The organism is Streptomyces sp. NPDC007991 (assembly GCF_042958445.1).
Classification (GTDB): domain Bacteria; phylum Actinomycetota; class Actinomycetes; order Streptomycetales; family Streptomycetaceae; genus Streptomyces.
In genome coordinates, this window is the sequence record NZ_JBIBJD010000002.1 from 306239 (window position 1) to 320750 (window position 14512).

Annotated in this window: 15 protein-coding genes; 10 read left to right on the top strand and 5 right to left on the bottom strand. The window is 71.7% G+C overall.

What is annotated here, in order from left to right:
- Positions 1 to 4: 4 nt before the first annotated feature.
- Together ACFZDA_RS05540 and ACFZDA_RS05545 are read right to left on the bottom strand one after the other, a co-directional pair.
- Positions 5 to 1018 (bottom strand): aldo/keto reductase, encoded by a 1014-nt coding sequence (locus ACFZDA_RS05540; RefSeq protein WP_391075317.1) that lies wholly within the window; start codon positions 1016 to 1018, stop codon positions 5 to 7.
- Entirely contained in the window at positions 1015 to 1479 is a 465-nt protein-coding gene (locus ACFZDA_RS05545; RefSeq protein ID WP_356929090.1) for a MerR family transcriptional regulator, read from the bottom strand. The genes ACFZDA_RS05540 and ACFZDA_RS05545 overlap by 4 nt, the downstream gene beginning before the upstream one ends.
- A 98-nt stretch (positions 1480 to 1577) precedes the next feature.
- Between ACFZDA_RS05545 and ACFZDA_RS05550 the strand changes: the two genes are divergently transcribed.
- Entirely contained in the window at positions 1578 to 2045 is a 468-nt protein-coding gene (locus ACFZDA_RS05550; RefSeq protein ID WP_391075320.1) for a GNAT family N-acetyltransferase, read from the top strand.
- Positions 2046 to 2063: 18 nt separating this feature from the next.
- Positions 2064 to 2879, top strand: coding sequence for a serine hydrolase (locus ACFZDA_RS05555; RefSeq protein ID WP_391075324.1), 816 nt, complete (start codon positions 2064 to 2066; stop codon positions 2877 to 2879).
- On the opposite strand, the gene ACFZDA_RS05560 is transcribed toward ACFZDA_RS05555, so the two are convergent.
- On the bottom strand, positions 2876 to 3526 hold the full coding sequence (locus tag ACFZDA_RS05560; protein WP_391076759.1) for a pirin family protein: 651 nt from the start codon (positions 3524 to 3526) through the stop codon (positions 2876 to 2878). The two genes, ACFZDA_RS05555 and ACFZDA_RS05560, sit on opposite strands and share 4 nt — an antisense overlap.
- A gap of 61 nt (positions 3527 to 3587) precedes the next feature.
- Here ACFZDA_RS05560 and fasR point away from each other — a divergent pair, with 61 nt between their 5' ends.
- The 5 genes from fasR to fabF all read left to right on the top strand — a co-directional run bounded on the left by fasR (position 3588) and on the right by fabF (position 8523).
- The gene (fasR, locus tag ACFZDA_RS05565; RefSeq protein ID WP_391075327.1) at positions 3588 to 4793 is read left to right on the top strand and encodes a fatty acid biosynthesis transcriptional regulator FasR; all 1206 of its coding nucleotides are present in this window, start codon (positions 3588 to 3590) and stop codon (positions 4791 to 4793) included.
- Between the two features lie 89 nt (positions 4794 to 4882).
- Positions 4883 to 5818, top strand: a complete 936-nt coding sequence (locus ACFZDA_RS05570; RefSeq protein ID WP_391075330.1) for an acyltransferase domain-containing protein — start codon at positions 4883 to 4885, stop codon at positions 5816 to 5818.
- 15 nt (positions 5819 to 5833) lie between these two features.
- The gene (locus tag ACFZDA_RS05575; protein ID WP_391075333.1) at positions 5834 to 6835 is read left to right on the top strand and encodes a beta-ketoacyl-ACP synthase 3; all 1002 of its coding nucleotides are present in this window, start codon (positions 5834 to 5836) and stop codon (positions 6833 to 6835) included.
- An 81-nt stretch (positions 6836 to 6916) separates the two neighbouring features.
- On the top strand, positions 6917 to 7165 hold the full coding sequence (locus tag ACFZDA_RS05580; protein ID WP_003989952.1) for an acyl carrier protein: 249 nt from the start codon (positions 6917 to 6919) through the stop codon (positions 7163 to 7165).
- Positions 7166 to 7251: 86 nt separating this feature from the next.
- On the top strand, positions 7252 to 8523 hold the full coding sequence (fabF, locus tag ACFZDA_RS05585; protein WP_391075337.1) for a beta-ketoacyl-ACP synthase II: 1272 nt from the start codon (positions 7252 to 7254) through the stop codon (positions 8521 to 8523).
- Positions 8524 to 8601: 78 nt separating this feature from the next.
- Here the strand turns inward: fabF and ACFZDA_RS05590 are convergent, their stop codons facing one another.
- Positions 8602 to 9096, bottom strand: a complete 495-nt coding sequence (locus ACFZDA_RS05590; RefSeq protein WP_391075340.1) for a DUF3145 family protein — start codon at positions 9094 to 9096, stop codon at positions 8602 to 8604.
- A gap of 259 nt (positions 9097 to 9355) precedes the next feature.
- Here ACFZDA_RS05590 and ACFZDA_RS05595 point away from each other — a divergent pair, with 259 nt between their 5' ends.
- On the top strand, positions 9356 to 10243 hold the full coding sequence (locus ACFZDA_RS05595; RefSeq protein ID WP_391075343.1) for an SGNH/GDSL hydrolase family protein: 888 nt from the start codon (positions 9356 to 9358) through the stop codon (positions 10241 to 10243).
- Positions 10244 to 10270: 27 nt separating this feature from the next.
- On the top strand, positions 10271 to 11242 hold the full coding sequence (locus tag ACFZDA_RS05600; protein ID WP_391075346.1) for a galactose-1-epimerase: 972 nt from the start codon (positions 10271 to 10273) through the stop codon (positions 11240 to 11242).
- Positions 11243 to 11319: 77 nt separating this feature from the next.
- Here ACFZDA_RS05600 and ACFZDA_RS05605 read toward each other — a convergent pair whose 3' ends face one another.
- Complete coding sequence (locus ACFZDA_RS05605; protein ID WP_391075349.1) at positions 11320 to 13797, bottom strand: glycoside hydrolase family 3 C-terminal domain-containing protein; 2478 nt, start codon at positions 13795 to 13797, stop codon at positions 11320 to 11322.
- A 64-nt stretch (positions 13798 to 13861) separates the two neighbouring features.
- On the opposite strand from ACFZDA_RS05605, the gene ACFZDA_RS05610 reads away from it, so the two are divergent.
- Positions 13862 to 14443 (top strand): TetR family transcriptional regulator, encoded by a 582-nt coding sequence (locus tag ACFZDA_RS05610; RefSeq protein WP_391075352.1) that lies wholly within the window; start codon positions 13862 to 13864, stop codon positions 14441 to 14443.
- Positions 14444 to 14512 lie beyond the last annotated feature (69 nt).

Sequence of the window (14512 nt, forward strand, 5' to 3'; positions counted from 1 at the left end):
CCTCTTACTCCCGTCCGGCGGAGGTAAAGGCCATGTCCGCGTAGCGGTTGCCCGCCACCTGGGCCGCGATGCCGTCCAGCAGGTCCAGTTGTTCGTCCGTCAGGACGATCCTGGTCGCCGCCACGTTCTCCTCGACCCTCGTCGGCTTGCGGGTGCCGGGGATGGGGATGACCGGGAGGTTGTGGACAGCCGCCTGCTGCTGGACCCAGGCCAGGGCGATCTGGCCCGGGGTCGCGTCGTGGGACGAGGCGATCGTGCGGATCGGCTCCAGCAGGGCGGCGTTGCGTGCCGCGTTGTCCCCCGTGAAACGGGGCTGCTGACGGCGGAAGTCGTCGGAGGTCAGGTCCTCGGCCTTGGCGAAGGAGCCCGTGAGGAAGCCGCGGCCGAGCGGGGAGTAGGGGACCAGGGCCACGCCCAGGTCGCGGGCCGCGGGGACGACCTTCGGCTCGATGTCACGGCTGAACAGCGACCACTCCGACTGCACGGCGGCGATCGGGTGCACCGCGTGGGCGGCGCGGAGTTCGTCCGCGGTCACCTCGCTCAGGCCCAGGTGCTTGACCTTGCCCTCGCGGACCAGGTCGGCCATCGTGCCGACGCTCTCCTCGATCGGCACGTTCACATCGCGCCGGTGCATGTAGTAGAGGTCGATGACGTCGACGTCGAGGCGCTTCAGGCTCTCCTCGACGGCCCGGCGGATGTAGGGCGGGTCGTTGCGGACGATGCGGCGCGTCGGGTCGTCCGGGGGGATCGACAGGGCGAACTTGGTCGCGATGACGACCTCGTCGCGGTGTGCCTTGAAGAACGGCGACAGGAACCGCTCGTTCTCGCCGGCGCCGTACGCGTCGGCCGTGTCGTACAGGGTGACGCCCAGTTCCAGCGCCCGTTCGAGAGTGGCCCGGGACGCGTCCGCGTCCGCGGGGCCGTAGCCGAAGCTCATGCCCATGCAGCCGAGGCCCTGGACGCCCACCTCCGGGCCGTTGTCGCCGAGCTTCGCCGTGGTGATCCTGCCGTCCGTCATCGGGACCTCTCCGACGCCAGGGCCCGCCCGGCGTCCGCGTAGAAACTGATCTTCCGGTCCAGCACGGCGAGCGTGCCCCGGAGTTCGTCGATCCTGGCCAGCACGTCCTCGCGGGTCGTCTTCAGCAGCTCGAAGCGCTCGCCGTAGGTGTGGTCGCCCTCGCGCACGAGTTCCGCGTACCTGACCATGTCGGCGACCGGCATGCCCGTCAGGCGGAGCTTGCCGACGAGGTCGAGCCAGTCGAGGTCGCGGTTGGTGTAGCGGCGCTGGCCGGTGTGGGACCGGTCGATGTGCGGCATCAGGCCGATGCGCTCGTACCAGCGCAGGGTGTGCGCCGTCAGGCCCGTCAGGGCGACGACCTCACTGATCGTGTAGCGGTCCTCGCCGTCCGGACGCCGGTTCTGCTGGGGCGGGCCGGCGCAGCTGTCGGCCCTGGCACCCGTGGTCTCCATCACCGTCATGCCCCCAACGCTAGAACCTTGGAGTGCACTCCAAGCAAGCGCGGACGGTAAGAAATCGGCAGGACGCCGCTTGATCCGGCTGGTTAGCGTAGGGCGTCATGAGTGCCGTACGCCGCGCCCTGCCCGAGGACGCCGAGGAAGTCCTCCGCCTGCGCCAGATCATGATCGACTCGATGTTCGGCGACCCCTCCGCCGCCTGGCACGGGGAGTCGCTCCCCACACTGAGGGCCAAGCTGGGCGAGCCGGACGGGGACTTCACGGCGTTCGTCGTGGACCACCCCGAGCGGCCGGGAGCGCTGGCGTCGCTGGTCGCCGGGACGATCGACTACCGCATCGGGAAGTCGGGCGAACCGCGGGGCATGGTCGGCTTCGTCTTCAGTGTCGCCACCGACCCGTCCGCCCGGCGCCGTGGATACGCGCGCGCGTGCATGACGACGCTGCTGGAGTGGTTCCGCGAGCGCGGCGCCCGGCGCGTGCAGCTCACCGCCTCGCCGGAGGCCGAGCCGCTGTACGTCTCCCTCGGCTTCCGGCCCAAGCCCGACCCCTTGCTGGAGCTGACGCTCTGAGCGCATAGGCTCGAACGCATGTCGCTGAAGAGCCTCGCGTTGATCGAGAACTGGCCGGTTCCCACCGCCGCGGCGGGTGTCGTACGGGCGGACGGCACGGTGCTGGGCACCCACGGACCGGCCGGATGGCGGTTCCCGCTCGCGTCGGTGACCAAGCCGCTCGCCGCCTACGCGGTGCTCGTCGCCTACGAGGAGGGGGCCGTCGAGCTCGACGAGAGCGCCGGTCCGGCCGGGTCGACGGTCCGGCACCTGCTCGCGCACACCTCGGGCCTCGCCTTCGACGAGCACAAGGTCACGGCGCCGCCCGGGGAACGGCGGCTGTACTCCAACGCCGGCTTCGAGCAGCTCGGCGACCACGTCGCGAAGGCGACCGACATCCCGTTCGGCGAGTACCTGCGGCAGGCCGTGCTGGAGCCGCTGGGGATGACCTCGACGACCCTGGACGGCTCTCCGGCCAAGGACGGCGTGTCCACGGTCGGGGACCTGCTGCGGTTCGCGGCCGAGGTGCAGGCCCCGCGGCTGCTGGACCCCCGTACGGTCGCCGAGGCGATGACCGTGCACTACCCGGGCACGAAGGGCGTCCTGCCGGGGTACGGGCACCAGAACCCCAACGACTGGGGGCTCGGCTTCGAGATCCGCGACTCCAAGTCGCCGCACTGGACGGGCTCTTCGTCCTCGCCCCGCACGTTCGGGCATTTCGGGCAGTCGGGTACGTTCCTGTGGATCGACCCCGACGCGGGGGCCGCGTGCGTGACGCTGACGGACCGGGCGTTCGGGCCGTGGGCGATCGAGGCGTGGCCGGCGTTCACGGACGCGGTGCTGGCGGAGCTCTAGGTCATTTCCCAGACCAGCAGTTCCGCCTCCGTCACGCCCTCGGCCTCCAGGCCCTTCGCGTCGGTGATCCGGGCCGCGTCGCCGGTGCCCAGCGTCTCGCCGTCCAGGCGTACGTCCCCGCGTACGACGTGCACGTACGCACATGCCGCATCCGGTACCGCCGTCCGCTCCCCCGCCCCCAGGCGCCGGACGTGCAGCATCGCGCCGGCCTCCGGGACGGCGTACGGCGTCGAGTCGGCGATGCCGTGGACGACCTCGTAGTACGGGTCGCCGCCGGGCCGGAGCGGGGCCAGCCACATCTGGACGAAGGTGAGGGTGCCGGGGCCGTCGTTGCGCTCCACGTGCCGCACCCCGCCCGCCGAGCTGAGCCGCTGGACGTCCCCGTGGCGCACCACCGACTCGTGCCCGGTGGAGTCCCGGTGCGTCAGCTCGCCCTCGACCACCCACGTCACGATCTCGGTATGGCTGTGCGGATGCTCGTCGAAGCCGGCGCCGGGCGCCAGACGCTCCTCGTTGCAGGCGATCACCGCGCCGAAACGGAGGTTGTCCGGGTCGTAGTGCGGCCCGAAGGAGAAGGCGTGCCGGCTCTCGATTCCGGCCGCCGGGTCACCGCCCTGGTAGCGCTCTTCGGCGCGCCGAATGTCCATCACGCGGTCCACCGTAGACCCGGCGACGCACCTTCCCGTCCGGATAAGGCAGTCTTGTCCCGTGCCCGAACCCGAAACCAGCAAGAGCCAGGCCGCAGCCCATGACGCCCATCCGCATGCCGCGACGCTGAAGCGGCTGGAGAAGTCGTCCGGATCGCTCGCCGCGCAGGCCATCGCGCGGATGGACGAGACGCTGCCCTGGTACCGGGCCATGCCCCCGGAGAACCGTTCCTGGATCGGTCTGGTCGCCCAGGCGGGGATCGCCGCCTTCACCGAGTGGTTCCGGCATCCGGACGCCCCGCAGGCCATCTCCACGGACGTGTTCGGAACCGCGCCGCGCGAGCTGACCCGGGCCATCACACTGCGTCAGACCGTGGAGATGGTGCGCACCACCATCGAGGTCATGGAGTCCGCGATCGACGAGGTCGCGGCCCCCGGCGACGAGCGGGTGCTGCGCGAGGCCCTGCTCGTGTACGCCCGGGAGATCGCCTTCGCCACCGCCCAGGTGTACGCGCAGGCCGCCGAGGCGCGCGGTGCCTGGGACGCCCGCCTGGAGTCCCTGGTCGTGAACGCCGTGCTCAGCGGCGAGGCCGACGAGGGCGCCGTGTCCCGGGCCGCCGCCCTCGGGTGGAACTCGCCCGAGCACGTGTGTGTCGTGCTCGGCACCGCGCCCGACGGGGACAGCGAGCTGACCGTCGAGGCCATACGGCGCGCGGCGCGGCACGCCAAGCTCCAGGTGCTCACCGGGGTGCTCGGGGACCGGCTGGTCGTCATCGCGGGCGGCAGCGACAACCCGCTGGCCGTCGCCAAGTCGCTCATCGGCCCGTTCGCGGCCGGGCCGGTCGTGGCGGGCCCGGTGGTGCCGGACCTGCTGGCCGCGACCCGGTCCGCGCAGGCCGCGGCGGCGGGCCTCAAGGCGTGTTCCGCCTGGCAGGACGCCCCGCGCCCGGTGCTCGCGGACGACCTGCTCCCGGAGCGGGCGATGGCCGGTGACCCCTCGGCCCGGGACCAACTGGTGGAGGAGATCTACAGACCGCTGGAGGAGGCCGGGGCCGCGCTCCTGGAGACCCTCAGCGTCTATCTCGAACAGGCGAGCAGTCTCGAAGGCGCCGCCCGGATGCTGTTCGTCCATCCCAACACCGTCCGCTACCGGCTTCGACGTGTGACTGACGTCACCGGCTGGTCACCCTCCGATGTACGCTCTGCGTTCACCCTGCGGATCGCGCTGATCCTGGGGCGTCTGGTCGATGGAGATCTCCACGCCTAAGGTTTTGTCGAGGCTCGACAAAACCCCCTCGTGTTCTTCGTCCCTGTCCCCACGGGCGGCCGTGCCCGTCTCCAAGAGAGAGTGTGAGAGTGCTCGTACTCGTCGCTCCCGGCCAGGGCGCCCAGACGCCCGGCTTCCTGTCCGCATGGCTCGACTTCCCCGGTGTCCGCGGTGCCCTCGAGGCCTGGTCGGACGCCGCGGGTCTCGACCTGATCCACTACGGCACCGAGGCCGGCGCGGAGGAGATCCGCGACACCGCGGTGGCCCAGCCGCTGCTGGTCGCGGCCGGACTGGCGTCCGCGTCCATGCTGTTCGACGACCCGGCCGACCTCCCGCGCAAGGTCGGCGCCATCGCCGGTCACAGCGTCGGTGAGTTCACCGCGGCCTCGCTCGCCGGGGTGCTCCCCCACGAGGAGGCGCTCCGTCTGGTCCGCACCCGTGGTCTCGCGATGGCCGAGGCCGCCGCCGTCACCGAGACCGGCATGGCCGCGCTCCTCGGCGGCGACCCCGAGGTGACGGTTTCGCACCTGGAGAAGCTCGGCCTGACCCCGGCGAACATCAACGGCGCGGGCCAGATCGTCGCGGCCGGCACCCAGGAGCAGCTCGCCGCGCTGGAGGCCGACAAGCCCGAGGGCGTGCGCAAGGTCATCGCGCTGAAGGTGGCCGGCGCGTTCCACACGCACCACATGGCCCCCGCGGTCGAGACGCTGGCGAAGGCCGCCGCCGACGCCCGGGGCACCGGTGACCCGAAGGTCACCTACGTCTCCAACAAGGACGGGCAGGCCGTCGCCGCCGGCAGCGAGGTGCTGGAGCGTCTGGTCGGCCAGGTCGCCAACCCGGTCCGCTGGGACCTGTGCATGGAGACCTTCAAGGAGCTCGGCGTCACGGCCCTGATCGAGGTGTGCCCCGGCGGGACCCTCACCGGCCTGGCCAAGCGCGCCCTGCCCGGGGTGAGGACGCTGGCCCTGAAGTCCCCCGCCGACCTCGACGCGGCTCGCGAGCTCATCGCCGAGCAGAGTGCCTAGAAGGAGCCCGAGAGCATGGCGAAGATCAAACCCAGCAAGGGCGCCCCGTACGCGCGGATCCTCGGCGTCGGCGGCTACCGCCCGACCCGGGTCGTGCCGAACGAGGTGATCCTGGAGACGATCGAGTCGTCCGACGAGTGGATCCGCTCACGCTCCGGCATCGAGACGCGGCACTGGGCCTCCGACGAGGAGACCGTCGCCGCGATGTCGCTGGAGGCCTCCGGCAAGGCCATCGCGGACGCGGGCATCGCCGCCGAGCAGATCGGCGGCGTGATCGTCTCGACCGTCTCGCACTTCAAGCAGACCCCGGCCGTCGCCACGGAGATCGCCGACAAGCTGGGCACCGACCGGGCCGCCGCCTTCGACATCTCGGCGGGCTGCGCGGGCTTCGGCTACGGCCTCACGCTCGCCAAGGGCATGATCGTCGAGGGCTCGGCGGAGTACGTCCTGGTGATCGGCGTCGAGCGGCTGAGCGACCTGACCGACCTGGAGGACCGCGCGACGGCCTTCCTGTTCGGCGACGGCGCCGGCGCGGTGGTGGTCGGCCCGGCCCAGGAGCCCGCGATCGGCCCGACCGTGTGGGGATCGGAGGGTGACAAGTCCGACACCATCAAGCAGACCGTGCCGTGGACGGACTACCGCGACGGGACGGTCGAGAAGTTCCCCGCGATCACCCAGGAAGGCCAGGCGGTGTTCCGCTGGGCCGTGTTCGAGATGGCGAAGGTCGCCCAGCAGGCGCTGGACGCGGCCGGGATCACCGTGGACGACCTGGACGTCTTCATCCCGCACCAGGCCAACGTGCGGATCATCGACTCGATGGTGAAGACACTGAAACTGCCGGAGCACGTCACGGTGGCCCGTGACATCCGCACCACCGGCAACACCTCGGCCGCCTCGATTCCGCTCGCGATGGAGCGGCTCCTGGCGACCGGCGAGGCGAAGAGCGGCGACACCGCGCTCGTCATCGGCTTCGGGGCGGGTCTCGTCTACGCCGCGACTGTCGTTACCCTCCCCTAGGCACTCCGTGCCGGATCATGCGGTCCGGTACAGGAGAAACACCTGCCACACCCTCTGGAACATCTACGAAGGAGCGCCGACATGGCCGCCACTCAGGAAGAGATCGTCGCCGGTCTCGCCGAGATCGTGAACGAGATCGCCGGCATCCCGGTTGAGGACGTCCAGCTGGACAAGTCCTTCACCGACGACCTGGACGTCGACTCGCTGTCCATGGTCGAGGTCGTCGTCGCCGCCGAAGAGCGCTTCGACGTCAAGATCCCGGACGAGGACGTCAAGAACCTCAAGACCGTCGGCGACGCGACCGACTACATCCTCAAGCACCAGGGCTGATCGGTCGATCAGGCCTTCGGGCTGACTGCCCCGCCACCCGGCGGTGGCGCCGCTTAATCCTCGGATCCGTTGGAGAAAGAATTCCCGTGAGCTCGACCAATCGCACCGTGGTCGTCACCGGTATCGGCGCAACCACACCGCTGGGTGGCGACGTAGCCTCTACCTGGGAGGGCCTGGTCGCCGGACGTTCCGGCGTCAAGCCCCTGGAGCAGGACTGGGCCGCCGAGCAGGCGGTCCGTATCGCGGCGCCCGTCGCCGTGGAACCGACCGAGGTCATCCCGCGGCCGCAGGCCCGCCGCCTTGACCGCTCGGCGCAGTTCGCGCTGATCGCGGCCAAGGAGGCGTGGGCGGACGCCGGTTTCGAGGCGAAGGCCGGCGAGGACCCAGCCGTCGACCCGGACCGGCTCGGCGCGGTCATCGCCTCCGGCATCGGCGGCGTGACGACGCTGCTCGACCAGTACGACGTGCTCAAGGAGAAGGGCGTCCGCCGCGTCTCCCCGCACACCGTGCCCATGCTGATGCCCAACGGCCCGTCCGCCAACGTCGGCCTGGCCGTGGGAGCCCGGGCGGGCGTGCACACGCCGGTCTCCGCCTGCGCCTCGGGCGCCGAGGCCATCGGTTACGCCATCGAGATGATCCGCACCGGCCGTGCCGACGTCGTCGTCGCCGGTGGTACGGAGGCGGCGATCCACCCGCTGCCCATCGCCGCGTTCGGCAACATGATGGCGATGTCCAAGAACAACGACGACCCGCAGGGCGCGTCGCGTCCCTACGACGTGGCCCGCGACGGCTTCGTCCTCGGCGAGGGCGCCGGTGTCGTCGTCCTGGAGTCCGCCGAGCACGCCGCCCGGCGCGGGGCCCGGGTGTACGCCGAGGCGGTCGGGCAGGGCATCTCCGCCGACGGCCACGACATCGTGCAGCCGGAGCCGGAGGGGCGGGGCATCTCGCAGGCCCTGCAGAACCTGCTGGAGCGCACGGACCTGGATCCGGCGGAGATCATGCACGTCAACGCGCACGCGACGTCGACGCCGGCCGGGGACATCGCCGAGCTGAAGGCGCTGCGGAAGGTGTTCGGTGACGACACCGACCACTTCGCGGTGTCCGCGACGAAGTCGATGACCGGGCATCTGCTGGGTGGCGCGGGTGGTGTCGAGACGGTGGCGACCGTGCTCGCGCTGTACCACCGGGTGGCTCCGCCGACGATCAACGTGGAGAACCTCGACCCCGAGGCCGAGGCGAACGCGGATGTGGTGCGGGGTGAGGCCCGGAAGCTGCCGGTGGACGGGCGTATCGCCGCGTTGAACGACTCGTTCGGGTTCGGCGGGCACAACGTGGTGCTGGCGTTCCGGACGGTTTGAGAAAACCTGCTCTCCCGCCGTACGACGTGAAGGGCCCTCACCGAGCGGTGAGGGCCCTTCACGCGTGCTGAGAAGGAATCACACCACCTGGTGGAGCCAGCGGACCGGGGCGCCCTCTCCCGCGTAGCGGAAGGGTTCCAGTTCGTCGTCCCAGGGCTTGCCGAGGAGTTTGTTGAGCTCGGCCTCCAGGTCCGTCTCGCCGCGCTGGCTGCGTTGCAGGGCCGCGCGCAGGCGGTCCTCGGGGATGAGGATGTCGCCGTGGATGCCGGTGACGGCGTGGAAGATGCCCAGGTCGGGTGTGCAGCTGTAGCGTTCGCCCTCGGCGGTGGGGCAGGGTTCCGCGGTGACCTCGAAGCGGAGCAGGTGCCAGCCGCGGAGCGCGGAGGCCAGCTTGGAGGCCGTGCCGGACTGGCCCTGCCAGGAGAACTCCGAGCGCCAGGTGCCCGGGGCGGCGGGCTGACGGATCCAGTCCAGGCTGACGCGCGTACCGAGCACCCCGGCGACGGCCCACTCGACGTGCGGGCACAGCGCGCGCGGCGCCGAGTGCACGTACAGAACTCCACGTGTCGTCACCGGAACCTCCGGGCAGAGCGGGACATCTTGGAAACGGGCGGAACGGCTGTGACCGGGCGGGTCACGTTGATGGCGAGGCTACCGTGCGGTGACGCAAGGAGTGTGACGTACGGTCGGTCCCGGTGCCGGGAAACGCCCGCCATTCACCCAGGGGGACGCTTGTACGGGTGTGAGCCGTTGCACCTGATCGGCCGGGAACCCTCGTGCGTTGTTATGGGTTGGGGAGACAGACACGGCGCGGCGAGGGGATGGACCAGGGATGCGGAAGCGAAGGCACCGCCCGCGCGTCGTTCTTGCCGTCGTCGTGGCCGCCGCCCTGACTGCCGCCGGGTGCGATGCCGTCGGGGGCGACTCCCCCGCCCCGTCCGGTTCGGCCAAGCCATCGCCCAAGCCCACGCCCCTGTGGGACCGCAGCCCGAGTTCCGTCGCGGCCGTGGGCGACTCCATCACCCGGGGTTTTGACGCCTGTGACGTGCTGTCGGACTGCCCGGAGGCGTCCTGGGCGACCGGCGCGAGCCCCGAGGTCGACTCCCTCGCCGTCCGGCTGCTGGGGCGGGCGGGGGCGGAGCGGCGGAGCTGGAACTACGCCGTGACCGGGGCGCGGATGGCGGACCTGCCCGGGCAGATCGACCGGGCCGTGCGGCGCAAGCCGCAGCTGGTGACGGTGATGGTGGGGGCCAACGACGCCTGCCGGGCCACGCCCTCGGCGATGACGCCGGTCGGCGAGTTCCGCGCCGACTTCGAGGACTCGATGCGCTCGCTGCGCAAGGCGCTGCCCAAGACCCAGGTGTTCGTGGCCAGTGTGCCGAATCTGAAGCGGCTGTGGTCGCAGGGGCGCACCAGCCCGCTGGGCAAGCAGGTCTGGCAGCTGGGCATCTGCCCGTCGATGCTGGGTGACGCGGACGCGGTCGACGCGATGGCGAACCTGCGGCGGAACACGGTGCACAAGCGGGTGGAGGACTACAACAAGGTGTTGAAGGAAGTCTGCGCCAAGGACAAGCGGTGCCGCTACGACGGGGGCGCGGTGTTCGACTACCGCTTCGATACCACCCAGTTGAGCCGCTGGGACTTCTTCCACCCGAGTGTGAACGGACAGGCCCGGTTGGCGGAGATCGCCTACCGGACCGTCACGGCGGAGCGGCCCTGACCCGGGGCCTGACTTAGAGTTCCGCACATGAGCGAACTCTTCGGCACACTTTCCGACGGCACGCCGGTGCACCGCTGGACCCTGGAGCGGGCGGGCGTCCGGGTGCGGATCCTGTCGTACGGCGGAATCGTGCAGTCCGTCGAGGTGCCGGACCGGGAGGGCCGGGCGGGGAACGTGGTGCTGGGATTCCCCGGTCTCGACGGTTATCTCAGCCACCCGGAGCCGTATCTCGGCGCCCTGGTCGGGCGGTACGCCAACCGGATCGCCGGGGCCCGGTTCCCGCTGGACGGGCGGACGTACGCGCTCGAACCGAACAACGGGCCGAACGCGCTGCACGGCGGTGTGCGGGGCTTCGACAAGCGGGTGTGGGAGGGGACGCCCGTCGAGCACGGGGTGCGGCTCGCGCGGGTCAGTCCGCACGGGGAGGAGGGCTTCCCGGGGCGGCTGGAGGTCTCGGCGACGTACACGCTCCAGGAGAGCGGGGCGCTGCGGATCGCCTACGAGGCGGTGACGGACGCGCCGACCGTGGTGAACCTGACGAACCACAGCTACTTCAACCTGGCCGGTTCCGGTGACGCGGCCGGTCACGAGCTGCGGCTGGCCGCCTCCCGGTACACGCCGGTGGACGCGGATCTGATCCCGACCGGCAGCCTGGACGAGGTGACCGGCACGCGCTTCGACTTCCGCGAGACCCGCAAGGTCGGCGCCGGCTACGACCACAACTTCGTGCTGGACAAGGGCGTGACGGACGTTCCGGAACAGGTCGCGGAGCTGCACGACCCGGCGTCCGGGCGGGTGCTGACGGTGGCCACGACCGAGCCCGGGCTCCAGCTGTACACCGCCGACCATCTGGGCGAGCCCTTCGCGCCGGGCGACGGTGTGGCGCTGGAGACCCAGCACTTCCCCGACTCCCCGAACCGGCCGGAGTTCCCGGGCACGGTGCTGCGGCCGGGCGGGGTGTACCGCTCGGAGACGGTGTACGGGTTCGGGATCCGCTAGGGCCCTGGGAGATCACGAGCCCCGGTCCAGGGGTCAGGTCCCGGACCGGGGCTGCTCTGTGGGGAACTTGTCCCGGATCAGACGTTAATCGTCGCGGTGATCCTGCGGTCCGTGATCGAGCGCCCGACCTGGATCTCGTACGAACCCTTCACACACGACCACGACTTGGTCGTCTCGTCCCAGATCTCGAAGGCCCGGCGCGGCAGTTCGACGGTCGCCTCGACGCTCTCGCCGGGTCCGGCGTCGACGCCCGCGAAACCGGCCAGCCAGCGGGCCGGGCGGGCGGGGTCGGGCCGGCTCGGGGCGAGGTAGAGCTGGACGACCTCGTGGCCGGGGCGGTCGCCGGTGTTGCGCAGGCGGACCTTCGCGGTGGCGGTGTCGGCGGCGCCTTCGACCTCGACCGACTCGTAGGTCCAGTCGGTGTAGCCGAGGCCGTGGCCGAAGGGGTAGGCGGGGGTGCGGCCCTGCTTCTCCCAGGCGCGGTAGCCGATGAAGACGTCCTCGGCGTAGGGGAGTTCGCCACCTTCCGGGACGACCTGGGTGACCGGGGCGTCGGTCAGGGAGCCCCAGGTGGTGGGCAGCCGGCCGCCGGGCTCGTGGGCGCCGGTGAGCACGTCGGCGAGGGCCGCGCCGCCCTCCTGGCCGGGGAACCAGGTCAGGAGCACGGCGGCGACGTCGTCGCGCCACGGCATCTCGACCGGGGAGCCGGCGTTGACGACCACGACGGTGTCGGGGTTGGCGGCGGCGACGGCGCGGACCAGGTCGTCCTGGCGGCCGGGCAGGCGCAGGTCCGTGCGGTCGAAGCCCTCCGACTCGACGCGGTCGGTGGTGGCGACCACGACGACGGCCGTGTCGGCGGCCCGGGCGGCCGCGGCGGCCTCGGCGATCAGCTCGTCGGGGTCGCGCTGCGGGTCCTGGTGGGCGAGCGTGAAGCCGATGACCCGCATGGGGTGGTCGCCGAGCGGCGGGACGGTGTAGGTCAGGGAGATCTCGACCGGTTCGCCCGTGGTCAGGTCGACCCGGGCGTGGGGCACCGGGGAGCCGGAGAACGCCGCGAAGGGGTCGCCGTCCTCGGCGGGGCGCTGGACGTCGTCGAAGTACGTGGTGCCCGCGACGGTCAGCCGGAACGGGCCGAGGCCCTTGATGCCGAAGGTGTGCGTGCCGGTCTCGCGCGGGGTGAAGGTGCCCGTCAGCTCGACGGTCGCCAGGGTGTCGTGGGTGACGCCGTCGGGGAGGTCGTCGCCCATCCACTGGATGTGGCCGCCGGCCGCGGAGCGGGTGCCGAGGACGGTGCCCTCGCTGTCGCGGCAGACGGCGCGCAGGGCGAAGCCGCGGTCGGCGACGGGGAGTTCGGTGTTCGGGTCGGCGCCGAGGGCGTAGGTGAGGCTGCCCTCGGGGAGGGCGGCGGTGAGGCCGTCGAGCGGGGAGACGGTCCGGGCGGGGAAGACGGTGGCGGAGCCGCCGCCGAGGACGCGGGCGTCGCGGGCGGCGGCGCCGATCAGTGCGATCCTGCCGGGCTTCAGCGGCAGGGCGCCGCTGTCGTTGCGGAGGAGGACGAAGGAGCGGCGGGCGATCTCACGGGCGAGCGACTCGCCGTGGACGGGCGCGGGCAGGTCGGTGACGGCCGGTTCGGCGCCTTCCAGGATGCCGACGCGGGCGGCGAGGCGCAGCACGCGGCGCACGGCCTCGTCGACCTGGGCCTCGTCGGCCTGGCCCTCCCGCACGGCCTGGGCGAGGGCCTCGCCGTAGACGGTCTGCGGGCCGGGCATGGCGATGTCGAGGCCGCCTGCGAGGGCGCCGGTGGTGGAGCGGGCGGCGGTCCAGTCGGAGACGTTGACGCCGTCGAAGCCCCACTCGCCGCGCAGGACCTCGTTGACCAGGTAGTGGTGCTCGGTCATCGTCGTGCCGTTGACCGTGTTGTAGGCGGTCATGATGCCCCAGGGGTGGGCGTTGTCGACGATCGCCTCGAAGGGGGCCAGGTACAGCTCGCGCAGGGCGCGTTCGCCGACGAGGTTGTTCACCGTGAGGCGGTCGGTCTCGGCGTCGTTGGCGACGAAGTGCTTGACGGTGGTGCCGACGCCGCCGGACTGGACGCCCCGGACGTACGCGGCGCCGATCCGCCCGGTGAGGTACGGGTCCTCGCTGTAGGCCTCGAAGTGGCGGCCGCCGAGCGGGGAGCGGTGCAGGTTGACCGTGGGGGCGAGCAGGACGTGGACGCCCTTGCGGCGGGCCTCCTGGGCCAGCAGCACACCGGCGCGGTGGGCGAGCCCCGGGTCCCAGGTGGCGGCGAGGGCGGTCGGTGAGGGCAGGGCGACGGAGGGGTCGTCGGCGCTCCAGTGCACTCCGCGGACGCCTACGGGGCCGTCGGACATGACCAGTGAGGCCAGTCCGGCCTCCGGCAGGGCGGGCAGGCTCCACATGTCCTGGCCGGCCAGCAGCCGTGTCTTGGCGTCCAGGTCGAGCTTGCCGAGGGCGGCCTCGACCGCCGCCTCGCGCCGTACCTCTGCTGTCTGAGCCACGTCGGCACCTCCACGTCGAAAGCCGTTGGTCACCATCGTGCCCGGATCACCTGTGACACGGTAGGTTTCGTTATCTCCTCGTGATAATGACTGGTTCGACATGTCGTACGGTGACGCCATGACGGCCAGGACGAGAAGCCAGGAACGGCGCGCGGAGATCGTGCGGGCCGCTCTGGAGGTGATCGCCGAGCGCGGTTACCGGGGGGCGAGCCTGGCCGCGGTCGCCGAGCGGGTCGGGCTCACCCAGCAGGGGCTGCTGCACCACTTCCCGACGAAGGAGGCACTGCTGGTGGCGGTGCTCCAGGAGCGGGACCGCTGGGACGCGCTGCCCGCCGGGCGGCTGCGCCTGGACCTGCTGGCGTCACTCGTCGAGTACAACGCCATGCGGCCCGCCATCATCCAGACCTTCTCGGCGCTGCTCGGCGAGAGCGTCACGGAGGGGCATCCGGCGCGGGCGTACTTCACGGAGCGCTACACCGGGGTGCGCGCCGGCATGGCCGAGGTGCTGCGCGCCGAGTACGGCGACCGCCTGCCGAGCGGCCTCACCCCCGAGCGGGCGGCACCGCTCCTCGTGGCGATCCTGGACGGGCTGCAGTACCAGTGGCTGCTGGACCCGGAGTCGGTCGACATGGCGTCCGCGTTCCGGGACTTCCTGACGCTGCTGGGCGAGACCGGGGACTGACGGCGGGGGCCGTCGCCGCCCGGCTCGGTGGGACGCTCGCGCCGGCGCTCGCCCCACCCATGGCGTAGA